We start from the raw sequence: 22,861 nt of genomic DNA on the forward strand, positions 1-22,861 counted from the left end.
CTGCTGGGGCGGCTGCTGGATGAGCTCGGGCTCCAGGTGCAGGCCGGTGGCGGGCAGTTCGCTGGTCAGCACCCGGGCCGGCTGGGCGGCGGGACGGCCGGGGAACTCGCCGGTGAAGTCGCCGACGAGGCCGCCGCCGTGCACGATGCCGCCTTCGAAGCGGACCGCCGGGTGGGGGCTGCCGGCGCCGGGCAGGCTGAGCTCGACGCGCTCGACGGGGCCGTTGACCAGGCGGTCGGCCCAGGTCAGGGAGTCGTTGCCGGCCAGCCGGGTCTCACCGGCGGCGGTGGCGATGGTGGCCGAGGCCGAGCCGCTGACCAGGACGGCGACGCCGCCGCCGACGGGGCCGGCGACCGCGCAGGTGGCGGGGTCGGCCGCCATGTTGGCCGCGAGCACCTGAGCGGCACGGCGGGCCAGGGCACGGCCGTCGCCGCCGGAGGCGGCGGTCTCGCGCAGCGCCTCGATCAGGGCGTCGGCGGCCGACTCGGCGGAGTCGCACACCAGCAGCAGCCCGCCCTCGTAGGCGACCAGCCCGGTTCCAGGAAGCGGACGCACCACTCCGAAGCCTTGGTCGGTCATGAGTCCTCCCTCAGGCCGACCGTGCTGCGCTCATCGGTGCCCTCGCTGCGCTCGGTCACTCAACTCTCCTCCCCGGAAGCCGGCGTTGTTACGGCACCCCGCACTGCCGTGCTGGCCACCAGCCATACGCATACCCAGCCGACGAGGCCGTCTCGCGGCCCCCTCGTCTCGATTCGGTGAACCGGTGGGCCGCAGCAAACCCCTCAACTGTGCAAGTTTGGCCAAACAGCACACTATCGGCCACTCGTGACATCGCAGAAATCGCCGGGGTCGGCTCCGGCCACCCGAAACCGCTGGACATGACCCTATCGAGGGGCAGCCGGTTAAACGAGTGGGACAAATCAGACGCCAGTGAAAACCTTGTTCACGTCGGCCGTGGCGAGCACCCCGAAGATCTCCCCACCGTCCTCGACGAGGAGGTACTCGCTGCCGGGGGCCTCGCGCATGGCGTCGATGAGCTCCTCTCCCGTCAGGTGGGCGGGCAGCACCATCGAGGGTTCGAGGGCCTTGGCCATGGAGCCGACGTTCACCCAGGGGCGGCGGTGCTCGGGGGTGGCCTGGACGGCGGCCTCGTTGACGATGGCGACGGGCTCGCTGTCGTGGTCGACGACGACGAGGGCGCCCGCATGGCGCTCGGCGGCCTGCCGCAGCGCCTCCGACAGCGGCGTCTCGGCGTTCACCGGGATCGCCCTGCGGGCCAGGGCGCGCGCGTTCACCTGCGGGATCTTGGCCCTGATCTTGGCCACGCGGAGCGACTGGCTGGCGCCCATCCAGATGAAGGAGGCCAGCACCATCGGCCACAGCAGGTCGGTGAAGTCGAGCTCCCGGCCGCCCGACAGGGCGGTGGCGACGGGGAAGACGACCAGGGCGATGGCCAGCACCCGCCCGCCCCAGGCGGCCACGATGGTGCCGGAGCCGGGGTCCTTGGTCAGCTTCCACACGCCGGCGCGCAACATCCTGCCGCCGTCGAGCGGCAGGCCGGGCAGCAGGTTGAACACGCCGACGATGAGGTTGGCCACCCAGAGCTGCCAGACGAGCACCTCGAGGATGCCGCCGTCGTGGACCACGTAGACGTCGAGGGCCAGGCCCCCGGCGGCCAGCCCGAGCGACAGCACCGGGCCCGCGGCGGCGACCATGAACTCCTTGCCCGGCGTGGGCGGCTCCTTCTCGATCTCCGAGACGCCGCCCAGGAGGTAAAGGGTGATCCTGCGGACGGGCAGGCCGTACCACTTGGCCAGGATGCTGTGCGCCAGCTCGTGCAGCAGCACCGACACGTACAGCAGCACGGCGAACGCGAACGCGACGGCGTAGGCCAGCGTGCTGTCGAGCCCGGGCAGCATCTGGCGCACCCGCGGCCCGAACATCAGCGTGATGAAGGCCGCCACGATGAACCACGTCCAGGAGACGTACACCGGGATGCCGAAGGGCCTGCCCATCCGAATACCGGAGAACTCCTGCCGCGGGTTCTGCTCGCTCACCGCACTCCTCGTACGTACGTAAGTTCGTGTCGCTGACTTTGATGCTACGCGCCCGATCACGTGATCCTTGTCCTGCGGCGGTTATTCTGTCGGGCTCTTGACCTAGAGTGCGGTGCATGACGTTGACCGAGCCGGTGATCATCGGAGCTCTCTCCCCGTCCCGGGCGGGCGATTTCATGACCTGTCCGCTGCTCTACCGCTTCCGGGTGATCGACCAGCTCCCCGAGAAACCGTCGCAGGCGGCGGTGCGGGGCACGGTGGTGCACGCGGTGCTGGAACGCCTGTACGACCTGCCGGCGCCGCGGCGTTCGGTGGAGGCGGCGATCGACCTGCTCGACCCGCAGTGGGAGCGGCTGCTGGCCGACGACCCGCAGTACGCGGGCATGTTCGCCGACGAGGCGGAGCAGGCGCAGTGGCTCGGGCAGGCGCGGGAGATGCTGCGGCGCTACTTCACGCTGGAGGACCCGACCCGGCTGGAGCCGGCCGAGCGGGAGCTCTACGTGGAGGCGGTGCTCGACGGGGGCCTGATGCTGCGGGGTTACGTCGACCGGCTCGACGTGGCGCCGACCGGCGAGGTCCGGGTGGTCGACTACAAGACCGGCAGCGCGCCGGGGCCCGACTTCGAGGCCAAGGCGCTGTTCCAGATGAAGTTCTACGCGCTGGTGCTGTGGCGGCTGCGCGGCCGGGTGCCGCGGCTGCTGCAGCTCGTCTACCTGGGCGGGCAGGGCGAGGTGCTGCGCTACGCGCCCGACGAGGCCGACCTGCTGGCCACCGAGCGCAAGGTGATGGCGTTGTGGTCGGCGATCGAGCGCTCGCTGGAGTCTGGCGAGTGGCGGGCGCGGCGCAGCCGCCTGTGCGACTGGTGCGATCATCAGGCGTTGTGCCCGGAGTTCGGCGGCACCCCGCCGCCGGTGCCGGTCCGCCGGCCGGGCGACCGGCTGCGCGGCAGCCGCCGGTCGGCCACCGACGAGCTGTGAGCAGGAGCGGTTAATCCTCCCGTGGGAGGAGGTTCCGGGCTTTCACCTGGTCTTACAGTGAAGCGGTGCGCATAGATCGGAGCAGGCTCCACGACACGGTGCTCGCCGGGGTGGTGGCAGCGGCCTCGGTGGCGCTGTTCGTGTTCTACGGTCCCGAGCGTCTGCAGGCCGGCGGGTTGCAGGTCGGCGGCGTGCGGCACCCCGACGTGCTGGGCACGCTGCTGCTGGTCGCCGCGTCCGCGCCGGTGGCGGTGCGCCGCCGCTGGCCGCTGGCGGCGCTGTGCGCGGGGCTGGTGCCGGAGATGCTGCTGAGCGGGCTCGGCTACGGCACGGGCCTGTCGAGCCTGGCCACGATCGTGCTGCTGTACTCGGTGGCGTCCTTCCGTGGGCTGGCGGTCGCGCTGGTGGCGCTGGTGCTGGCGCTGGTGACGTACGTGGCGGACGCGGTCTCGGGCTCGGTCCGGACGGCGAGCTGGAGCGAGTACGTGGTCACCGCCGTGGTGCTGGCGGCGGTGTGGGGGGCGGGCCGCAGCCTGCGGTTGCGGCGGGCCTACCTCGACGAGCTGAAGGACCGGGCGGCCCGGCTGGAGCGGGCGCACGCGGCCGACACGCGGGCGGCGCGGGCGGAGGAGCGGTCGCGGATCGCGCGTGAGCTGCACGACGTGGTCGCCCACCACGTCAGCGTGATGACGGTGCAGGCCGCGGCGGCGCGGCGGGTGCTGGCCGCCGACCCGGAGCTGGCGCGTGAGGCGCTGTCGGCGATCGAGCACACCGGACGGCTGGCCATGACCGAGATGCGCAACATCGTGGGTGTGCTGCGCACGGACTCGCGGGCCGAGCTGGGCCCGCAGCCGGGGGTGCGGGATCTGCCCGCGCTGGTGGAGCAGATGCGGGAGGCGGGGCTGCCGACGTCGCTGCGGGTGGAGGGCGAGCCGGCGCCGCTGCCCGCGGGGGTGGACCTGGCGGCCTACCGGCTGGTGCAGGAGGGGCTGACCAACAGCCTGCGGCACGCCGGGGCCGGCACCAAGGCGGTGGTGACGGTCCGCAACGACCCGCACGAGCTGGACGTGCGGGTGGAGGACGACGGCAAGGGGGCGGCACGCGACCTGGCGGCGGCCCTCCCGTCGGGCCACGGTCTGGTGGGGATTCGCGAGCGGGTGGCCCTCTATGGTGGAATTCTCAACATCGGTCCGCTGCCGGGGGGCGGTTTCGAGGTGCGGGCGAGGTTCCCGTTGAAGGACGGCCAATGACGATCAGAGTGCTGCTGGTGGACGACCAGCCGCTGCTGCGTACCGGTTTCCGCCTGATTCTCGAGGCCGAGCCCGACCTCACGGTGGTGGGCCAGGCGGGCGACGGCAAGGGCGCCCAGGAGCAGACCAGGGCGCTGCTGCCCGACGTGGTGCTGATGGACATCCGGATGCCCGGCGTCGACGGCATCGAGGCGACCCGCCGGATCGTGCGGGAGGCGGCGCCGTCGGCGCACGTGCCGAAGGTGCTGGTGCTGACGACGTTCGACCTCGACGAGTACATCGTGGAGGCGCTGCGCGCGGGCGCGTCGGGGTTCCTGCTGAAGGACGTGCCGCCCGACGAGCTGGTGCAGGCGATCCGGGTGGTGGCGGCCGGCGACGCGATCGTGGCGCCGAGCGTGACGCGACGGCTGCTCGACCGGTTCGCCACGCGGCTGCCGTCGGCGCACGAGCAGGCGGCGCCGGCCCGGCTCGACCGGCTGACCGAGCGGGAACTGGAGGTGCTGCGGCTCATCGCCAAGGGCATGTCGAACGCGGAGATCGCGGCCAAGCTGGTGGTGAGCGAGACCACGGTCAAGACGCATGTCGGCAACGTGCTGACCAAGCTGGGGCTGCGCGACCGCGTGCAGGCGGTGGTGCTGGCCTACGAGACGGGCCTGATCCGGCCGGGCGGCGTCTCCTGAGGCGCTGAGCGGGCCGGACCCGTCCGGCCGGTGGATATCGCCGGACGGGTCGGCTCGGCCTCAGTCGGTGCCGCTGCCGGTGGCGGGCGTCGCGGACGCCTCCTGGGGGGCGTTCTCGGGGAAGTGGCAGGCCACCTGGTGCCCGCCGGCCAGCTCGGTGAGCGGCGGCTCGACCGTCTTGCAGACGTCCTTGGCCTTCCAGCAGCGGGTGTGGAAGCGGCAGGCGGGCGGCGGGTTGAGCGGGCTGGGCACGTCGCCGGTCAGCCGGATGCGGTCGCGGTCCTTCCTGGTCGCCGGGTCCGGCACGGGCACGGCCGACAGCAGCGCGTTGGTGTACGGGTGCATGGGCGAGCCGTACAGCCGCTTGCGGTCGGCGACCTCGACGATCTTCCCCAGGTACATGACGGCGACCCGGTCGCTGATGTGCCGCACCACCGACAGGTCGTGCGCGATCACCACGTACGTCAGGTCCAGCTCGTTCTGCAGGTCTTCGAGCAGGTTGACGACCTGGGCCTGGATGGAGACGTCCAGCGCGGAGACCGGCTCGTCGGCGATGATCAGCTTGGGCTTGAGCGCGAGCGTGCGGGCGATGCCGATGCGCTGGCGCTGGCCGCCCGAGAACTCGTGCGGGTAGCGGTTGTAGTGCTCGGGGTTGAGCCCGACGAGCTCCAGGATGTCCTGGACGGCCTTCTTGATGCCGTTCTCGGTCTGCACGCCCTGGATGCGGAACGGGGCGCCGACGATGGCGCCGACCGTGTGGCGGGGGTTGAGCGACGAGTACGGGTCCTGGAAGATCATCTGCATGTCACGCCGCAGCGGCCGCAGGCGGCCCTGACCCATGTGCGTGATGTCCTGGCCCTCGAAGGCGATCGTGCCGCCGGTGGGTTCGAGCAGCCTGGTGACCAGCCGTCCGGTGGTGGACTTGCCGCAGCCGGACTCCCCCACCAGGCCGAGCGTCTCGCCCTTGAACACCTCGAAGCTGATGCCGTCCACGGCCTTGACCGCGCCGACCTGCCTTTTGAGCAGGCCCTTGGTCACGGGGAAGTGCTTCTCCAGGTTCTGTACCGAAAGAAGCAGCTCGTTCTGGCTCACTGGCTCTCCAGCATTGGCTTGATCTCGTTCTCCCAGAGCTGCTGCCGCTCGCTCCTGCCCATGTGGCAGCGCACCAGGTGGCCGCCCTCGGTCTCGGCGAGCTTGGGCTCCTCGGTCTGGGACCTGCCGTCGGTGCGGTCGGTGTACGGGCAGCGCGGGTGGAAGGCGCAGCCCGACGGCACGTTGATGAGGGACGGCGGCGAGCCCTTGATCGGCATGAGCCGCTCGGTGGGCTCGCGGTCGAGGCGCGGCATGGAACCCAGCAGGCCCCAGGTGTAGGGGTGCTCGGGCCGGTAGAAGATGTCCTCGGCGCTGCCGTACTCGACGCATCTGCCGCCGTACATGACGAGGATGTCGTCGGACAGCTCGGCCACCACGCCGAGGTCGTGGGTGATGATGATGAGCGCGGAGTTGAACTCGCGCTGCAGGTCCCGCATGAGGTCGAGGATCTGGGCCTGCACGGTCACGTCGAGCGCCGTGGTGGGCTCGTCGGCGATGAGCAGTTCGGGGTCGCAGGAGAGCGCCATGGCGATCATGGCGCGCTGGCGCATGCCGCCGGAGAACTCGTGCGGGTAGCTGTCGACCCGGCCGGCCGGCTCCGGGATGCCGACGCGGCCCAGCATGTCGATGGCGTGCTTGCGGGCGACCTGCTTGGAGACGTCGTGGTGGATGCGGTAGGCCTCGATGATCTGGTGGCCGACCGTGTAGTACGGGTGCATCGACGACAGCGGATCCTGGAAGATCATCGCCATCTTCTTGCCCCGCAGCCCCCGCACGTGCTCGGCGCTGGCGCCGTTGAGCTCCTCGCCGTCGAGCCAGATCTCCCCGGAGATCCGGGCGCGCCCGCCCTTGTGCAGGCCCAGGACGCCCAGGCTGGTCACGCTCTTGCCGGAGCCGGACTCACCCACGATGCCCAGGGTCTTGCCGCGCTCGACCCCGAACGAGAGCCCGTCCACGGACTTGACCAGGCCGTCGTCGGTCGGGAAATGGATCTTCAGGTCCTTGACGTCAAGGAAGCTCACGACAACCTCACCCTCGGGTCGACCACGGCGTAGAGCAGGTCGACGATCAGGCTCGCCACCACCACGAATCCGGCGGCGACCAGCGTGACGCCCATGACCTGCGGGAGGTCCTGGTTCCTGATGGCCAGGATGCTGTACTGGCCGAGTCCGGGCAGAGTATAGGTGGTCTCGGTGAGCACGGCGCCGCCGATGAGCAGGCCGAAGTCGATGCCGAACAGGGTCAGGATGGGCGTCAGCGCGGCCCGCAGGCCGTGTTTGACCACGACCCGGTTCTCACGCAGGCCCTTGGCCCTGGCGGTGCGGATGTAGTCCTCGCCCATCGTCTCCAGCATGCCGGCCCGGGTGAGCCGGGCGTAGCCGGCCGCGAACAGGAACGCCAGGGTGATCCACGGCAGCAGCAGGTTGTAGGCCCATTGGGCGGGATTGACGGTGAAGTCCGTCCACGCGCCGCCCGGCGGGGTCCAGCCCAGGCCGTAGCTGAAGACGACCAGGGAGATCATGCCGGTGAAGAAGATGGGCAGCGAGACGCCGGCCAGCGCGGTGCCCATCGAGATCCGGTCGAACAGGCTGCCCCGGCGCAGGGCGGAGATCACACCCACCGACACGCCCGCCACCACCCAGATGAGGGCCGCGCCGAGAGCCAGGGAGAAGGTCACCGGCATGCGGTCCACCAGGTCCGGCCAGACGGGCTGGCCGCTGATGAACGAGTAGCCGAAGCAGGGCGCGGGGCACTGCTCGACGCCCGCGCCGTAGTCGTACTCGGCGCCGACGAAGATGCCCTTGAGGAACCTGCCGTACTGCACGACCACGGGGTCGTAGAACCCGAGCCGCTCGGCCACCAGGTGGACGGTCTCGGGGGTGGCCGCCCGGCCGACGTATCGCGACGCCAGCGCCTCGGGAGTCGCCCCCGCCCACTGCGGCACCACGTAGAAGATGCCGAAGGTGACCATGCTGATCACGATCAGCATGGCGATCGCGCCGATCAGACGCCTGATGATGTATGTGACCACCGCTACCGGCCAAGTGGCCCGCCCGTCACGGGCGGGCCACTCCTGCCTTCACCTGCCTTCGCTAGTTCCCCTGCGCTCGCCTGGTCACTGAACGCCGAGCAGCATGTAGTCGTACATGCTCTGGCCCTCGTTGTAGGCGAGGTTGGTGACGCCCTGCCCGCGCATGAGCAGCGACTTCGCCCACACCACGGGGAGGATGGAGGCGTCCTCCATGACCTTCTTGTCGACGTCGACCCAGAGCTTCGCCCGCGCGGCGGCGTCGAGCTCGGCCGAGGCCTGGTCGATGAGCTTGTCGACCTCGGGGTTCTTGACGCTCAGGTTGTAGTTGCCGGCGTCGCGGATGGTGCGGCTGTCGACGATGGCCTGCATGAACCCGTAGCCGTCGGGCCAGTCGGAGCCCCAGCCGTGGGTGGCGAGGCCGACGCCGTTCTGCTTGACGTAGTTCACGTTGCCGGCGTAGTCGGAGAAGTAGCTGGAGCCGGGGAAGCCCTTGAGCGTGAGCTTGATGCCGACCCGGTCCAGCGCCTGCTGCATCGACTCGGCCAGCGCCTTCTCGCGCGGACGGTCGGCGCGGAACGTCATCGTGGTGGCGAAGCCGTTGGGCTGGCCGCAGGCGGCGAGCGCCTCCTTGGCCTTGGCGACGTCACCCTTGTTCTCGGGGGTGGTGTACAGGTCGAACTTCTCCTGGCCGACGATGGGCGGCGGCATGACGTTCGTGGCGATGTCGCCGCCGGCCAGCGGGCCGCCGAAGGCGGTCTGGTTGGCGACGCGGTCGGCGGCCCACATGACGGCCTTGCGGCAGTCGATGTTGTCCAGCGGCTTGGTGTCGGGGATGACCGACACGTACCAGAGCCTCGGGATCGTCGGGTTGTCCGTGCGGGCCTTCAGCGCCGGGTCCGGCAGGACCTTGCCGAGTGCGGCCGGCTGCATGCCGGTGCCGGGGATGTCGAGCTGGACGCTGCCCGAGATGAGCTGGTTGTCCAGGTCGTCGGCGTTGACGTTGAGCTGGACCTCGATCCGGTCCGGCAGGGCGGGACGGTTCGGGTCGGTCGCCGCGTCCCACTGGTCGTTGCGGACGAGCGCGAAGCGCTTGCCGATCTCGTTCGTCTCGAACTTGTACGGCCCGGAGGAGACGACCTTCTCCTTGTACTTCTCGGCCGTGTCCTTGGCCTGCGGCACCGGGGCCGTCATCGGCATCTGGACGATGTAGTCCATCGACGCGAACGGCTTCTTCAGGTGGAAGACGACCGTGGTGTCGTCGGTGGCCTCGACCGCCGACTTGTACTCGACGTCGGGGGTGTCGTAGACGCTCTTGAAGTCCTTGGGCCAGTCGAGCAGCTCGTTAAGGTACGAGGGGCCGTGCGGGAAGCGCTTCTTGTCGTAGGAGCGGGCGACCGCGTACGCCACGTCCTTGGCGGTGATCGGCGAGCCGTCCTCGAACTTCAGGCCGCTGCGCAGCTTGTAGGTCCAGGTCTTGCCGTCGGCGCTGGGCTCACCGAGCCCCTCGGCCAGGTCGGGGACGACGGTGTTGCCATCGGGGCCGGGGCCCGTCTTGTACGTCGTCAGCGTCCGCCAGTAGTACCGGCCGAAGTTGAACGAGTAGCCGTAGTAGGTGTCGCCCGGGTCGAGGCTGTCCCAGTCGGCGGAGTGAGCCGCCTTGAGCGTCCCGCCCTTCTTCGTGGACGGGTTGAACACCTGCGTGAGAGCGGCATCGAACGCGGGTTGCGCGGCGCCGCCGGAAGCCGACTGGGCGGGCTGCTGTGGCGTGCCGCCACCGCCGCCGCCACAGGCGGAGAGCACCAGGGCCAGCGCCGCTGTCGCGGCTCCTGCCAGTGCGTGTTTCCTTCTCATTGACTAACCCCTTGGTGAGTGAGTTGGGGGATGGAGCGTGAGCGAAGGTCAGTGCGCCCGGGGGTCGAAGGCGTCCCGCAGCCCGTCACCGAACAGGTTGAACGCCAGGACGGTGATGAAGATCGCCAAGCCTGGGAAGAGCACGAAATGGGGCAGCGTGTAGAAGCGGACCGCCTCGGAGAGCATCCCGCCCCAGGTGGGGGTGGGCGGGTTGATGCCCACGCCGAGGAAGGACAGCGCCGCCTCGAACAGGATGTTCGTCGGGATGAGCAGGGTCGCGTACACGAGGATCGGCGCCAGCAGGTTCGGCAGCACCTCGCGGAAGAGGATGTAGCCGTGACGGGCGCCCAGGCTCTTGGCCGCGTCCACGAACTCCCGCTCGCGCAGCGAGAGGGTCTGGCCGCGCACGATGCGGCCGATGCTGGGCCAGCTGAAGAAGCCGATGATGAAGATCAGCATCGCGATCCGCAGCCCGTTGCCCTCCAGGCCGAACGCCTTGTCGGGGATGACGCCCGCCAGCGCGATCGCGAAGATCAGCAGCGGGAAGGCCAGGAAGACGTCCATGAGGCGGCCGATGAGCTGGTCGACCCAGCCGCCGAAGTAGCCGGCGATGACGCCGAGCGTGGTGCCGATGGCGACCGAGACGAGCGTGGCCAGGAAACCGATCAGCAGCGAGACCCAGGCCCCGGCGACGATCCGGCTGAAGATGTCGCGGCCGTTGACCGGCTCGACGCCCAGCAGGTACTCCCCGCTCATGCCGCCGAAGACGCCCTTGGGCAGCAGCGTGCTCTGGTCGATCTGGTCCTGGTGGAACTCCAGCGGCGGATGCCCGAGCACGGCGATGATCGGCGAGGAGAAGACGGCCACGAGGATCAGCAGCACCACGACGATGCCGCCGCCCAGCGCGACCTTGTCACGGCGCAGCCGCATCCACGCGATTCTGGTGAGCGACCGGCCCTGGATGGCCTTGCCCGCTCCCGCGAGCACAGACTCCGGCCGCGCTTCAGCGGCGGAACCGGAAACGTCTAGCGGTGCGGTCATGCCGAATAGCCCCCTGGTACCCAGACGACGCTGTCTACGCGTACTGACTTTAGACCGCGAGTCGCGACCTCAGGAGGCAGAATCTATGGCCTGAGCTGCGCTGACCAGTCCCTCTGACCGCTATGTGGCTAATCTGTGATTGATGCGAAACTCATTTGTATCGATCGTGAAGGAATGTCCGGGACGCGTCCCGATCACATCTCGGAATCGTGACATAGTCACATCCGACAATCGGTTTAACTGATGCCACGCCGCTTCAGAAGCTCCTCGATGTCGGAGAAGTCGTCGTCCTTGCCCGCCGGCTTCTGGGACACCGCCGGCTGCTGCGGCTTGCCCGCCGCAGGCGTCTTGGCCGGGCCGGACTGCTGGGCCGGGCCGGGCCGCGCCGCAGGCTGCGGTGCCGGCGTGTCGCCGGTGTCCTTGTTCTTACGCCCCGCTGACAGCGTCCGGCCGCGCAGGACGCCCGACACCACGAACAGCACCACCGACAGCCCCGCCACGGCCACCCCGGCCCACACCGCGGGGTTGAACACCAGGCTGGTCACGAAGCTCACCATGGTCGCGCCGATGGTCCACAGGGTCTGCAGCGCGCGGGTCAGATAGGCCGCGATCGGCAGCAGCGCCCACGCCGTCACCCGCAGGCCCGCCGCCACTCCCCTGCGTCTGAAGGCCAGGAACGCCAGCACCAGCCCGGCGATGCTCGCGCCCGCGCACAACGGCAGCCAGCCGAAGTCCTGGAAGTTACCCATGTCGTCGCCCCTCGTCATCGTCCGTGCCATCCATCCTGGCACGTGGTGGCTCCTCCGCCTCCTCCGCGAGAACCACTTCTCCCTTAGGGGTAACGCGTCAGGACCGCAGAAGATCCCTGAGATCGGCGACCGATACCTCCGTCAGCGACGCGACGACCAGCCGGCCCGGCGCCGGCTCGACGGGCAGCAGGCTCGGCACGGCCACCACGGCGCAGCCCGCGGCGGTCGCGGCGGCCACGCCGTTCGGCGAGTCCTCCAGGACCACGCAGCGGACCGGCTCGACGCCGAGCAGCCGGGCGGCCGTCAGGTACGGCTCGGGGTCCGGCTTGGTGCGGGTGACGTCGTCGGCGGTCACCACGGCGTCGAAGCGGTCCCGGCCGAAACTCCCGAGCACGGCGTCGGCGATCTCCTTGAGCGAGGAGGTGACCAGCGCCACCGGCACCCCCTCGGCGCGCAGGGCGTCGAGCAGCTCGGCCGCGCCCGGCAGCACGCGCACCCCCGCCGCCAGCCGGGACACCATGCCCGCGGTCATCCAGTCGCGCACCGTGGCGGGCGGCACATCGGCCCGCGAGACGGCCAGCATGTAGTCGACGGTGCGCTCCATGGAGCCGCCGACGAGGTGGGCCTGGTGCGCGGGCGTCCACTCGGCGCCCAGCCTGGCCATCACCCCGGTCTCGATCTCCAGCCAGACGCGCTCACTGTCGACCAGCAGGCCGTCCATGTCGAAGAAGACCGCTTGCATCCCTGCCCCCGTTCGGTGCCGCCGCCCGCCATGGTGGACGTCCGGGCCGAACGACGGGCGTGATGAAGCCTGCCCGCGCGGGAACGGCGGGCGGGCGGACGTCTGGCTGTCAGACGTTGAAGTACTTCGCCTCCGGGTGGTGGACCACCAGCGCGGAGGTGGCCTGCTCGGGGTGGAGCTGGAACTCCTCCGACAGTGTCACCCCGATGCGCTCGGGCGCGAGCAGCTCGAAGAGCTGCTTCTGGTCCTCCAGGTTGGGGCAGGCCGGGTAGCCGAAGGAGTAACGGCAGCCCTGGATGTTGACCTTGAGCATGTCGTCGAGCGACTCCTCGCCGCCGATGCCCCACTCCGCGCGCACCCGGGCGTGCCAGTACTCGGCCAGCGCCTCGGTGAGCTGCACCGACAGGCCGTGCAGCTCGAGGTAGTCGCGGTAGGCGTCCTTGGCGAACAGCTCGGCCGTGGCCTCGGAGATCTTCGAGCCCATGGTGGCCACCTGGAAGCCGACCACGTCGACCTCGCCGGAGTCCTTGGAGCGGAAGAAGTCGGACAGGCACAGGTGGCGGTCGCGGCGCTGGCGCGGGAAGGTGAAGCGGGTGCGCTCGCCGCCGTCGTCGTCGAAGATGATCAGCGAGTCGCCGTCGGAGACGCACGGGAAGTAGCCGTAGACGACGGCCGCCTCCAGCAGGCCCTCGGTCTGCATGCGGTCGAGCCACATGCGCAGCCGCGGCCGGCCCTCGGACTCGACCAGTTCCTCGTAGCCGGGCCCGTCGCCGCCCCTGGTGGGCTTGAGGCCCCACTGGCCGAGGAACAGGGCGCGCTCGTCGAGGAAGGCGGCGTACTCGTTCAGCGAGACGCCCTTGACCACCCGGTCGCCGTGGAACGGCGGGCTCGGCAGGCGGTTGTCGGCGGCGACGTCGGAGCGGGCGGGCAGCTCCTCGACGGGGGTGCGCACGAGCGTCGCGCCGGTCTTGACGCGCCGCTCGCGCAGCGGCGGCAGCGTCGCGCCCGCCACGCCGCGCTTGACGGCCATGAACGCGTCCATCAGCCGCAGCCCCTCGAAGGCGTCGCGGGCGTAGCGCACCTCGCCCTCGAACAGCTCGGCGAGGTCCTGCTCGACGTAGGCGCGGGTGAGCGCGGCGCCGCCGAGCAGCACCGGGTACCTGCTGGAAAGGCCCCTGGAGTTCATCTCCTCCAGGTTCTCCTTCATGATGACCGTCGACTTCACCAGCAGCCCGGACATGCCGATGACGTCGGCCTTCTGGTCGTCGGCGGTCTCCAGGATGGCCGAGACCGGCTGCTTGATGCCGAGGTTGACGACGTGGTAGCCGTTGTTGGACAGGATGATGTCGACGAGGTTCTTGCCGATGTCGTGCACGTCGCCCTTGACGGTGGCCAGCACGATGCGGCCCTTCGACTCGCCCTCGACGCGCTCCATGTGGGGTTCGAGATGGGCGACGGCGGCCTTCATCACCTCGGCCGACTGCAACACGAACGGCAACTGCATCTGGCCGGAGCCGAACAGCTCGCCGACCGTCTTCATGCCGTCGAGCAGCACGTCGTTGATGATCTCCAGGGCCGGACGCTGCTCCAGACCGGCGTCGAGGTCGGCCTCCAGGCCCTTGCGCTCGCCGTCGATGATGCGACGCTTGAGCCGCTCCCACAGCGGCAGCGCGGCCAGCTCCTCGGCCTTGCCGGCGCGCAGGGCGGCGGCGTCGACGCCCTCGAACAGATCCATGAACCGCTGCAGCGGGTCGTAGCCCTCGCGGCGGCGGTCGTAGACCATGTCGAGGGCGACCTGGCGCTGCTCGTCGGGGATGCGCGCCATCGGCAGGATCTTCGAAGCGTGCACGATGGCGGAGTCGAGCCCGGCGTTGACGCACTCGTTGAGGAACACCGAGTTGAGCACCATGCGGGCGGCCGGGTTGAGGCCGAAGCTGATGTTGGACAGGCCCAGCGTGGTCTGCACGCCCGGGTAGCGGCGCTTCAGCTCGCGGATGGCCTCGATGGTCTCCAGGCCGTCGCGCCTGGTCTCCTCCTGGCCGGTGGCGATGGGGAAGGTCAGGCAGTCGACGATGATGTCCTCGACGTGCATGCCCCAGTTGGCGGTGAGGTCCTCCACCAGGCGGGTGGCCACGCGCACCTTCCACTCGGCGGTGCGGGCCTGGCCCTCCTCGTCGATGGTCAGGGCGACGACGGCCGCGCCGTGCTCCTGCACCAGGCGCATGATCTTCTGGAAGCGGGAGTCGGGGCCCGCGCCGTCCTCGTAGTTGACGGAGTTGACCGCGGCGCGCCCGCCCAGCATCTCGAGACCGGCCTGCAGCACGGCGGGCTCGGTGGAGTCGAGCATGATCGGCAGCGTGGAGGCGGTGGCGAAGCGGAAGGCCAGCTCCTTCATGTCGGCCACGCCGTCGCGGCCGACGTAGTCGACGCACAGGTCGAGCATGTGGGCGCCGTCGCGGGCCTGGTCGCGGGCCGTCTCGACGCAGTCGTCCCAGTGGCCGGCCAGCATGGCCTCGCGGAAGACCTTGGAGCCGTTGGTGTTGCAGCGCTCACCGATGGCCAGGTAGGAGGTGTCCTGGCGGAACGGGACGCTCTGGTAGAGCGAGGAGGCGCCCGGCTCGGGGTGCGGGCGGCGCTGGACGATCTCCTGGCCCCTGACCCGCTCGACGACCTGGCGCAGGTGCTCGGGCGTGGTGCCGCAGCAGCCCCCGACCAGGGACAGGCCGTAGTCGTGGGTGAAGGTCTGGTGGGCGTCGGCCAGCTCTCCCGCCGACAGCGGGTAGTAGGCGCCGTCGGAGGTCAGCACGGGCAGGCCGGCGTTGGGCATGCACGACAGCCTGACCCGCGAGTGGCGGGCGAGGTAGCGCAGGTGCTCGCTCATCTCGGCCGGGCCGGTCGCGCAGTTGAGGCCGACGACGTCGACGCCGAGCGGCTCGATCGCGGTCAGCGCCGCGCCGATCTCGGAGCCGAGCAGCATCGCGCCGTTGGTCTCGATGGTGACCTGGGCGATGACCGGGACGTCGCGGCCGGACTCGGCGATGGCCCGCCTGGCGCCGATGACGGCGGCCTTGACCTGGAGCAGGTCCTGGCAGGTCTCGATGATCAGGGCGTCGGCGCCGCCCGCGATCAGACCGGCCGCGTTGTCGCGGTAGGCGTCGCGCAGCCGAGCGTACGGCATGTGGCCCAGGGTGGGCAGCTTGGTGCCGGGGCCCATGGAGCCGAGCACGAAGCGCGGCTGGTCGGGCGTGGACCAGTGGTCGGCGGCCTCGCGCGCGATCCGGGCGCCGGCCTCGGAGTACTCGAACACGCGCTCGGCGATGTCGTACTCGCCGAGCGCGGCCAGGTTGGCGCCGAAGGTGTTGGTCTCCACGCAGTCGACGCCCACGGCGAAGTAGGCGTCGTGCACGCCGCGCACGATGTCGGGGCGCGTGACGTTGAGCACCTCGTTGCAGCCCTCGTGACCATGGAAGTCGTCGAGCGTCGGGTCCTGAGCCTGGAGCATCGTGCCCATCGCCCCGTCGGCGACGATGACACGCTGGGCCAGCACTTCTCGGAAGGACGGGGAGGAGATGCTCATGGGATAGAGCTTATCGGCTGCGCCTCGAGCGATGCTCGCGCGCGGGTGAACGGCCCTTTTCCGCACGATGGCGGAAACGCTGTTGTACGCGGCGTCCATTGATCGCGGCCGTACGCGGCGCCCCCGGGCGGCCCGTTCGCCGGGAGGCTCGCATGGCCTACCGCACACCGTCTTCGTCGGCACCGACGGGTGCCGGCCGCCGAGCAGGGGGAGGCGGTGGACGTGCTCGTCGCGCCGGCCGGGCGGCACGGGGCCGACCTGCCGGTGGTGGGCGACCGGGGGCTCAACAGCCTGGCGGGGCGGCTGCTCGGCTCGGTGCCGTCGGGGGTGACGCACCGGTCCCCGTGCGACGTGCTCGTCGTCCGCACGACACCGGGGGGCCGCTGCTGACCGGCCCTTCGCCGACGCGACGGGCCCCACGGACGGCGTGGCCACGGGAAGCCGCGGAGGTCAGGGGGATGGCGTGATCGCGGCGCGCCCGGCTGGAGTTCGCGCGCGGCGAACGCCCGCCGTACGCGGGTCCCGGACGTCCGGCACGGCGGGACGGACGGGGCAACGCCGCGTCTCCCGCGTCCGGATCCGTGCCCTGACCAGCCGTTACGCGCCTTTCACACCCCTGCGCCGCCGTTGACCCCGTCGTCCCCTCCCGCTCGACCGTCCGGAGGGGCCGTCACGACGCCGGTGTGAAAGGCGGGGCACGGGTGCGTGGAGGGGCGTGTTCGGGGGGAGATCGGTGACGGTGGTACCTGCTTACCGCATAGGCTAAGCGGGACGATGGAGAGAGGAGGCGACACGTGATAGAGCTCGAAGGGCTCCCCGAGCTCGTCGACCCGGTGCTCATTGCCGCGTTCGAAGGGTGGAACGACGCGGGTGAGGCTTCCAGCGGTGTGATCGCCCATCTCGAGTCCGCGTGGAAGGCCGAGCCACTCGTCGCGCTCGACCCCGACGACTACTACGACTTCCAGGTCACCCGTCCCGTGGTGGAGATGAACGACGGGCTGACCCAGTCGATCGTGTGGCCCACGACCCGGCTGCTGCGCGCCCGCCCGCCGGGGCTGGAGCGCGACGTCGTGCTGCTGCGCGGCATCGAGCCCAACATGCGCTGGCGCTCGTTCTGCGAGGACATCATCTACGTCTGCCGCGAGCTCGGCGTCGAGCTGGCCGTGATGCTGGGCGCGCTGCTCAACGACTCGCCGCACACCCGTCCCGTGCCGATCCTGGGCGGTGCGACGGACGCCGGGCTGGCCCGCTCGACCAACCTGGAACTGAGCCGCTACGAGGGCCCGACGGGCATCGTGGGGGTGTTGCAGCACTCGTTCGCCCAGGCCGGGCTCGACGCGATCTCGCTGTGGGCGTCGGTGCCGCACTACGTGGCCCAGCCGCCCAACCCGAAGGCCACGCTGGCGCTGCTGCGCCGCCTGGAGGACATGCTGGAGATCCCGATGCCGCTGGGCGACCTCGACGAGGAGGCCCGCGCGTGGGAGCGCGGCGTCGACGAGCTCGCCTCGCAGGACAGCGAGGTCGCCGAGTACGTCAAGGAGCTCGAGGAGCGCAAGGACGCCGCCGAGCTGCCCGAGGCCAGCGGCGACGCGATCGCGGCCGAGTTCGAGCGTTACCTGCGGCGCAGGGACCGCGACACCGACGGCTGACCCCCGAGGCCCGGCAAACACCCGACATCTCTCCGCGGTTCGCGTAATAATCGGGAACCTGAATGACTTTCCACTAAATCGGGATCCCTGGATCCAGCCACCCTCAAGCCCGGAGCCACCCGAACAACCGGCTTCGCAACGTGATGCCTGATCAACCGACCGCGCACGTTAGGCATGTCATGGCGACACCCCACGTAGATCCGCACCAGAGGAGTCAGGACACCAGGCGGCGCGTCCTCGGGATGGCCGTCTCGCTCAGGGAGGACCGCGCCGGCGGCTCGGTCGACTACTTCCTCGCCCTGCTGCAGGACCGGCTCCCCCTCTGGATGAGCATTCTCCATGATCTCACGCATCGCATCGGAAAAGCGTCCGTGTCGGACAACCTTCTTCCGGTCGCCCGTGCGGGGATCGACTACTACCTCGACGTGCAGAGCGCGGCACTGCCCGCCTTCACCTCCCCGAATGTGACCGTCCGGTTCCGCCAGGCCGTCCGCGACGCCGAACTCGGGCCGCGTACGGAGACCGCGCCGCTGGCCGCGTACCTGGCGGCCGAGCAGCGGCTGGGGCGGGTGCGGCCCGACGTGGACCCGGAGGCGAGCGCGCGACTGCTGGTCGCGGGCTGCTTCCACCGGGCCTACGTCGAGATGTTCGTCGGCTCCGACGCCGGGCCGTCGCGCGACGCCAGCGCCCGCGAGATCGTGCGGGAACTGCGCCTGGAGCCGGTCCCCCAGCCCGCCTGAACGCCGGCCCGGCCGGATCCTGAACGTCTGGCCCGGCCGGGTCCTGAACGGCGGCCGGCTGGGTCAGGCGCGGCTCAGCGGCTGCGGTTCGGCGCTCGTACGGGGGCGGTGCAGGGCCTCGTCGTAGCGGTGCCAGATCAGCGCCGCCACGTCCGGGTCCGCGCCCAGCGGGTCGCTGACCAGGTCCGCCCCGGCCGAGGCGAGCCGGTCGTGGAAGAAGCCGGGCGCCAGCACGTACGAGGCGACGGCCACCCGGGCGGCGGGCGGCGAGCCGAGTCGTCGCATGGCCTCCTCCAGCGACGGCGTGCCGGACGAGGCGAAGGCGGCCGTGACCGGGCGTGCCAGGCGCACGGCGAGCAGGTGGGCGGCGGCGCGCACGTCGGCCAGCGCCGAAGGGTCGGACGAGCCGGCCGCGCCGAGCAGCACGGCGTCCGTGGCACGCAGGCCGGCCCGCGCCAGCTTGCGCGCGAGCGCCGAGGTCAGCAGCCGGTGCGGGCCGAGCCAGCCGGCCACCACCGCGTCCGGACGGTGCTCGGCGATGACCTCGGGCAGGTCGATGTGCACGTGGTAGCCGCCCGCCAGCAGCAGCGGCACCACGACCACGGGCCCGCGCACCACGGGCAGCACCTCGGCCAGGGCGGGCGAGCTGATCTCCAGGTAGCTCAGCTCCACCCGCTGCCCGGGACGGGCCCTCCTGACCGTCTCCGCCAGCGCCGACAGGGTCTGCTCCCCGTCGGCGCTGCGGGTGCCGTGCGCGGCCAGGACGAGCGCGGGCGTCACCGGCCCGCTCCGGCGCGGCCGGTCAAGGTGCTGCCCCAGGGCATGGTGGTGGTCTCCTCGTGGTAGGGGTGGCGCCCGGGAGCCGGGCGGCCCGTCAAAAGCCTGCCTCGTACAGGCAGGCGAGCCGGTAGCCGCGCTTGACCACCGTCTCGACGATGCCGCTGGGTCCGAGGGCGCGGCGCAGCCGGGTGATGGCCATCTCGACGGCGTGCTCGGCCGAGTCGCGGGCGACGCTGCCGGGCAGCACCGTACGCAGGTCGGCCCGCGACACCACGTGTCCCGGCTTGTCGGCCAGGCGTTTGAGCACCGCCATCGGGGCGGGCGGCAGGGGACGCAGTTCGCCGTCCACGACCACGGCGTGGCCGCGGATCTCCAGCCGGTGCTCACCGGCCGTGAGCCGGGTGACGCCGTGCTCGGGCAGGTGCCGGGCCAGGGCGCGGGCCAGCGCGCCGAGACGGGAGCGGTCGGGTTGCAGGGTCGGCACTCCGCGTGAGGTCAGCGGCTCGGCGGTGACGGGCCCCACGCAGGCGGCCACGACCGATCCGCTGAACGCGGCCAGCAGCGCCTCCTCCAGCCCTTCCGCCCTGGCGGAGCCGAGCATGGCGTGCACGGCGGGCGCGCTGGTGAAGGCGACCGCGTCCACCGAGCCGGAGATCGTCTGGCTGATGAGGCGGCGCAGCGGCGAGATGTCACGGTAGGGCAGCCACCGGTAGACCGGGATCTCGATCACCTCGGCCCCGGCCTCGCGCAGTGCGGCCACGAAGTCGCTGAGCGGCTCGCCGTGCTGCTGCACCGCGATGCGCCGCCCGCGCAGGTCCTGTGCCAGGAGGTACTCCTTGACCTCCGAGCACGACTCGGTAGAGGGGGTCCAGTGGTCGTTGAGGCCCGCGGCGCGCACCGCTCCCCTGGCCTTGGGGCCACGGGTGAGCAGGCGGGCCTTGGACAGGTGCTCGCCCAGGTCGGCGGACAGGCCCCAGCCCTCGGCGGCGGCCATCCAGCCGCGGAAGCCGACGCCGGTGGTGACGACGACGTCGTCGAGCGGGGCCTCCAGGCCCTGCCGGGTGGCGGCGAGCAGGTCGGTGTCCTCGGCCAGCGGGACGAGACGGATCGCGGGGGCGCTGACCACGCGGGCGCCGCGGCGCTCCAGCAGCGCCCCGAACTCCTCCCGCCGTCTCGTGGCCGTCACGCCGACGGTGAAGCCCGCCAGGGCGTCCGGCGCCGTTTCCGGCGATGAGCCCTCTTGGGGAAGCGCGCTCATGCTTGCACCTCCAGGTAGTCAAGGACGCCTGGCCGGGCCCCGAGCACCCGGCCAGGCATCACAGGCGCGTGTGACACAAGTGAGATCACCCTCCGATACTGCTTTCGGGTGGTTTCACCGCTGGGTCTCTTCTGTTACCGCTGTGCTACAAGGCACGACCTTCGCGATTGACGAGACGCACTCCTGGGAAACGTCCATCGTGACGACGCCGCCTATGGGGGAGTTCGGGTGACGGTCCGGCCTATTCGCACGTTCGACGATCCGGTGCTGCGCGTGGTCGCGGCCCCGGTGAAGGACTTCGATCGGGAGCTACGGCTGCTGGTCAAGGCGCTGACCGCCACGATGCGGGCGGGCTCGGGCCGGGCCGGTCTGGCGGCTCCGCAGATCGGCGAGCCGGTACGGGTGGTGGTCTACTCCTACGACGGCAAGTCGGGCCACCTGGTCAACCCGCGGCTGGAGCTGTCGGAGCGGAAGATCACCGCCGACGAGGCGTGCCTGTCGGCGCCCAGCGTGTGGTGGCCACTGGAACGTTCCTACCTGGTCACGGCGCGTGGTCGCGACATGTTCGGCAAGCCCGTCACGGTGCGCGCGCTCGGCGTGCTGGCCAGGGTGCTCCAGCACGAGATCGACCACCTCGACGGTGTGCTGTTCAGCGACCATCTGGAGGCGGCCGAGCGCGAGCGGTTCCTCGCCGAGGCGCTGCCCGCGAGCTGAGCCCACGCTTGCGGGCGGCGGCGCTCGTCAGTGCCGTGCGGCGGTCTCGGCGGGCAGGCCCAGCTCACGCCGCTGTGCCGGGTCGGTGCCGCCCCAGACGCCGTACGCCTGCCGCGTGCGCAGCGCGTACTCGAGGCACGGCTCGCGTACGGGGCAGCCGGCGCACACCTGTTTGGCCTGCTCGACCTGCGACTGGCTCGGCCCTTCCGTGGAGATGGGAAAGAACAGTTCCGGGTCCAGGTCGAGGCAGGCGGCCCTGCGTGTCCAGTCGAGCATCATCATGCCTCTGGCGCCTACCCATGGGTCCGGGCCTCATACCTCGCCGGACGGCAGTACCGTGCGGCGGGGTGGTCGCGGGGCCGGACCCGCGCTTTCGGCGGGCGTGTGGCGTCGACCTGGGCGGACGGCGCGGCCTCATTCGCCGCCCGTGAACGCCGGCTCCTTGGCCGTGGGCGCGGTTTCGCCGTGGGCGGGGCGGCGGGTGCCGGGCAGCACAACTCCGGCCGGGTCGCCCTGCCGGGCACCCGTGCCGGCCGACGCGCCCGAGGAGATGCCTACCAGCGGCTCCAGCCCATGGCGCGGGCCCAGGGGGCGGCGGCGGCCGGCACGGGCCCCTCGGCGTCGCTGAGCACCCGGTCCACGACGTCGGTGAGATCGTCGGCGACCTCGGCGGCCTGCTGGATCTCCTCCTGCGGCGTCTGCGCGGTCGGGACGAGGATGCCCCTGGCCCCCGCGGCCCTGGCCGCCTCCATGTCGCGGCCGATGTCACCGACGACCACGCAGTCGCGGGGGCTGACGTCGAGCACGGCGGCGGCCCTGATGACGAGGCCGGGCGCGGGTTTGCGGCAGGTGCAGCCGTCGGTGTCGTCGTGGACGCAGATCGCCCACGCGTCGAACGGGCCGAGCAGCTCCTCCACCTTGGCGTTCACCTGGTCCATCTCGTCGGGGGACAGCAGGCCCTTGGCCACGCCCGACTGGTTGGTGACCACGGCCAGCGGAACGTCGGCGCGTCTGAGCCTGCCCAGCGCCTCGATCGCGCCGGGCATGGGCTCGACGAGGTCCGGGTCTCCGTTGTACGGCACGTCCCTGATCAAGGTTCCGTCCCGGTCGAAGAGCACGGCCCCGGGACGCCGCTTTTCGAACACCTGTCACCTCCGTCGCGTGTCCGGCAGCTACCCGGCGCCCGATCCGGCAAACAAGCACACAGAGTGGTCAAAAACCTGAGATATCCCGCTTTTTCCTCCCTTGCGGGGTGACCGAATGTTTGAGCATCGCTCCTCTCGGTAGCGGTGCTCCACGTCATCGGGGAGGAAGCATGAGGTTGCCCGGCATCAACGCGATCTTCCACGATCCCACCGCCGCCGCCCTGACGGCCGACGGAAGCGTCGCGCCCGGCCCCGGTGGCGCGGCGGCCGGGGTCCGGGTTCCGGGCGGCGATGACAGCGATGACGGCAAACCCGCTGCTCAACGGCCATTGCCGGATATAGCCAAATTTATGGGGCAATGGGTAGTCGTCGGCGGCGCTGCCGACAAAGGCGCGTATGTCGTGGTGCCCCCAGAGACATCGGCCCCCACCCGCACCTGGCCTGCCGACGGGCACCGGCAGTCCGTACGGGCACCGGCCGAAGGCGGCCACCCGGTCGCCATGACCGGCACGGAACATGACCCCACC

The 22,861-nt window shown here is 71.0% G+C and carries 19 protein-coding genes and 2 pseudogenes; 7 read left to right on the forward strand and 14 right to left on the reverse strand.

Annotation, left to right across the window (positions count from 1 at the left end; genetic code table 11):
* Together FAF44_RS16255 and FAF44_RS16260 are read right to left on the reverse strand one after the other, a co-directional pair.
* A pseudogene (locus FAF44_RS16255) lies at positions 1-579 on the reverse strand (hypothetical protein); the annotation flags it as partial.
* Positions 580-920: 341 nt separating this feature from the next.
* Positions 921-2,057, reverse strand: a complete 1,137-nt coding sequence (locus tag FAF44_RS16260; RefSeq protein ID WP_237103998.1) for a site-2 protease family protein — start codon at positions 2,055-2,057, stop codon at positions 921-923.
* Between the two features lie 116 nt (positions 2,058-2,173).
* Here FAF44_RS16260 and FAF44_RS16265 point away from each other — a divergent pair, with 116 nt between their 5' ends.
* From FAF44_RS16265 to FAF44_RS16275, 3 genes are all read left to right on the forward strand, one after another.
* Positions 2,174-3,034 carry a PD-(D/E)XK nuclease family protein gene (locus FAF44_RS16265; RefSeq protein WP_237103999.1) on the forward strand — a complete coding sequence of 287 codons (861 nt, stop codon included), beginning with the start codon at positions 2,174-2,176 and terminating at the stop codon, positions 3,032-3,034.
* Between the two features lie 65 nt (positions 3,035-3,099).
* A complete protein-coding gene (locus tag FAF44_RS16270) occupies positions 3,100-4,284 on the forward strand; it encodes a sensor histidine kinase (protein ID WP_237104000.1) in 1,185 nt (394 codons plus the stop codon).
* Positions 4,281-4,964 (forward strand): response regulator transcription factor, encoded by a 684-nt coding sequence (locus tag FAF44_RS16275; RefSeq protein WP_237104001.1) that lies wholly within the window; start codon positions 4,281-4,283, stop codon positions 4,962-4,964. Before FAF44_RS16270 ends, FAF44_RS16275 begins: the two co-directional genes overlap by 4 nt.
* A 60-nt stretch (positions 4,965-5,024) precedes the next feature.
* On the opposite strand, the gene FAF44_RS16280 is transcribed toward FAF44_RS16275, so the two are convergent.
* The 8 genes from FAF44_RS16280 to metH all read right to left on the reverse strand — a co-directional run bounded on the left by FAF44_RS16280 (position 5,025) and on the right by metH (position 16,048).
* Positions 5,025-6,056, reverse strand: coding sequence for an ABC transporter ATP-binding protein (locus tag FAF44_RS16280; protein ID WP_237104002.1), 1,032 nt, complete (start codon positions 6,054-6,056; stop codon positions 5,025-5,027).
* Positions 6,053-7,078, reverse strand: coding sequence for an ABC transporter ATP-binding protein (locus FAF44_RS16285; RefSeq protein ID WP_237104003.1), 1,026 nt, complete (start codon positions 7,076-7,078; stop codon positions 6,053-6,055). Before FAF44_RS16285 ends, FAF44_RS16280 begins: the two co-directional genes overlap by 4 nt.
* A complete protein-coding gene (locus tag FAF44_RS16290) occupies positions 7,075-8,088 on the reverse strand; it encodes an ABC transporter permease (protein ID WP_237104004.1) in 1,014 nt (337 codons plus the stop codon). The genes FAF44_RS16285 and FAF44_RS16290 overlap by 4 nt, the downstream gene beginning before the upstream one ends.
* A gap of 84 nt (positions 8,089-8,172) precedes the next feature.
* Positions 8,173-9,939, reverse strand: a complete 1,767-nt coding sequence (locus FAF44_RS16295) for an ABC transporter substrate-binding protein (protein WP_237104005.1) — start codon at positions 9,937-9,939, stop codon at positions 8,173-8,175.
* 48 nt (positions 9,940-9,987) lie between these two features.
* A complete protein-coding gene (locus FAF44_RS16300) occupies positions 9,988-10,980 on the reverse strand; it encodes an ABC transporter permease (RefSeq protein ID WP_237104006.1) in 993 nt (330 codons plus the stop codon).
* A gap of 236 nt (positions 10,981-11,216) precedes the next feature.
* Positions 11,217-11,747, reverse strand: coding sequence for a cellulose synthase (locus tag FAF44_RS16305; RefSeq protein ID WP_237104007.1), 531 nt, complete (start codon positions 11,745-11,747; stop codon positions 11,217-11,219).
* 79 nt (positions 11,748-11,826) lie between these two features.
* On the reverse strand, positions 11,827-12,471 hold the full coding sequence (locus FAF44_RS16310) for an HAD family phosphatase (RefSeq protein ID WP_237104008.1): 645 nt from the start codon (positions 12,469-12,471) through the stop codon (positions 11,827-11,829).
* Between the two features lie 109 nt (positions 12,472-12,580).
* Positions 12,581-16,048 carry a methionine synthase gene (metH, locus tag FAF44_RS16315; RefSeq protein ID WP_237104009.1) on the reverse strand — a complete coding sequence of 1,156 codons (3,468 nt, stop codon included), beginning with the start codon at positions 16,046-16,048 and terminating at the stop codon, positions 12,581-12,583.
* 198 nt (positions 16,049-16,246) lie between these two features.
* On the opposite strand from metH, the pseudogene FAF44_RS16320 reads away from it, so the two are divergent.
* From FAF44_RS16320 to FAF44_RS16330, 3 genes and pseudogenes are all read left to right on the forward strand, one after another.
* Positions 16,247-16,438 (forward strand): annotated as a pseudogene (locus tag FAF44_RS16320) (universal stress protein); the annotation flags it as partial.
* Positions 16,439-16,842: 404 nt separating this feature from the next.
* Positions 16,843-17,697, forward strand: a complete 855-nt coding sequence (locus tag FAF44_RS16325) for a PAC2 family protein (protein WP_237104011.1) — start codon at positions 16,843-16,845, stop codon at positions 17,695-17,697.
* 179 nt (positions 17,698-17,876) lie between these two features.
* Positions 17,877-18,437: a TetR/AcrR family transcriptional regulator C-terminal domain-containing protein gene (locus FAF44_RS16330; protein WP_237104012.1), complete on the forward strand. Its 561-nt coding sequence runs from the start codon at positions 17,877-17,879 to the stop codon at positions 18,435-18,437.
* 63 nt (positions 18,438-18,500) lie between these two features.
* Here the strand turns inward: FAF44_RS16330 and FAF44_RS16335 are convergent, their stop codons facing one another.
* Positions 18,501-19,217, reverse strand: a complete 717-nt coding sequence (locus FAF44_RS16335; RefSeq protein ID WP_237104013.1) for a sirohydrochlorin chelatase — start codon at positions 19,215-19,217, stop codon at positions 18,501-18,503.
* Positions 19,218-19,311: 94 nt separating this feature from the next.
* Positions 19,312-20,475, reverse strand: coding sequence for a uroporphyrinogen-III synthase (locus FAF44_RS16340; RefSeq protein ID WP_237104014.1), 1,164 nt, complete (start codon positions 20,473-20,475; stop codon positions 19,312-19,314).
* A 228-nt stretch (positions 20,476-20,703) separates the two neighbouring features.
* On the opposite strand from FAF44_RS16340, the gene FAF44_RS16345 reads away from it, so the two are divergent.
* Positions 20,704-21,189: a peptide deformylase gene (locus FAF44_RS16345; RefSeq protein WP_237104015.1), complete on the forward strand. Its 486-nt coding sequence runs from the start codon at positions 20,704-20,706 to the stop codon at positions 21,187-21,189.
* A 27-nt stretch (positions 21,190-21,216) separates the two neighbouring features.
* On the opposite strand, the gene FAF44_RS16350 is transcribed toward FAF44_RS16345, so the two are convergent.
* Positions 21,217-21,471: a WhiB family transcriptional regulator gene (locus FAF44_RS16350; protein WP_237104016.1), complete on the reverse strand. Its 255-nt coding sequence runs from the start codon at positions 21,469-21,471 to the stop codon at positions 21,217-21,219.
* A gap of 272 nt (positions 21,472-21,743) precedes the next feature.
* Positions 21,744-22,334, reverse strand: a complete 591-nt coding sequence (locus tag FAF44_RS16355) for an HAD-IIIA family hydrolase (protein ID WP_237104017.1) — start codon at positions 22,332-22,334, stop codon at positions 21,744-21,746.
* Between the last annotated feature and the right edge of the window lie 527 nt (positions 22,335-22,861).

The sequence above is a fragment of the Nonomuraea sp. MG754425 genome, assembly GCF_021699195.1.
GTDB lineage: Bacteria > Actinomycetota > Actinomycetes > Streptosporangiales > Streptosporangiaceae > Nonomuraea.

What these genes read in the sequence shown, in the direction of transcription:
- FAF44_RS16350 (WP_237104016.1), bottom strand. Translation starts at nt 21,471, where the DNA reads ATGATGATGCTCGACTGGACACGCAGGGCCGCCTGCCTCGACCTGGAC.
- FAF44_RS16265 (WP_237103999.1), top strand. Translation starts at nt 2,174, where the DNA reads ATGACGTTGACCGAGCCGGTGATCATCGGAGCTCTCTCCCCGTCCCGG.
- FAF44_RS16330 (WP_237104012.1), top strand. Translation starts at nt 17,877, where the DNA reads ATGGCGACACCCCACGTAGATCCGCACCAGAGGAGTCAGGACACCAGG.
- FAF44_RS16275 (WP_237104001.1), top strand. Translation starts at nt 4,281, where the DNA reads ATGACGATCAGAGTGCTGCTGGTGGACGACCAGCCGCTGCTGCGTACC.
- metH (WP_237104009.1), bottom strand. Translation starts at nt 16,048, where the DNA reads ATGAGCATCTCCTCCCCGTCCTTCCGAGAAGTGCTGGCCCAGCGTGTC.
- FAF44_RS16305 (WP_237104007.1), bottom strand. Translation starts at nt 11,747, where the DNA reads ATGACGAGGGGCGACGACATGGGTAACTTCCAGGACTTCGGCTGGCTG.
- FAF44_RS16340 (WP_237104014.1), bottom strand. Translation starts at nt 20,475, where the DNA reads ATGAGCGCGCTTCCCCAAGAGGGCTCATCGCCGGAAACGGCGCCGGAC.
- FAF44_RS16300 (WP_237104006.1), bottom strand. Translation starts at nt 10,980, where the DNA reads ATGACCGCACCGCTAGACGTTTCCGGTTCCGCCGCTGAAGCGCGGCCG.
- FAF44_RS16295 (WP_237104005.1), bottom strand. Translation starts at nt 9,939, where the DNA reads ATGAGAAGGAAACACGCACTGGCAGGAGCCGCGACAGCGGCGCTGGCC.
- FAF44_RS16310 (WP_237104008.1), bottom strand. Translation starts at nt 12,471, where the DNA reads ATGCAAGCGGTCTTCTTCGACATGGACGGCCTGCTGGTCGACAGTGAG.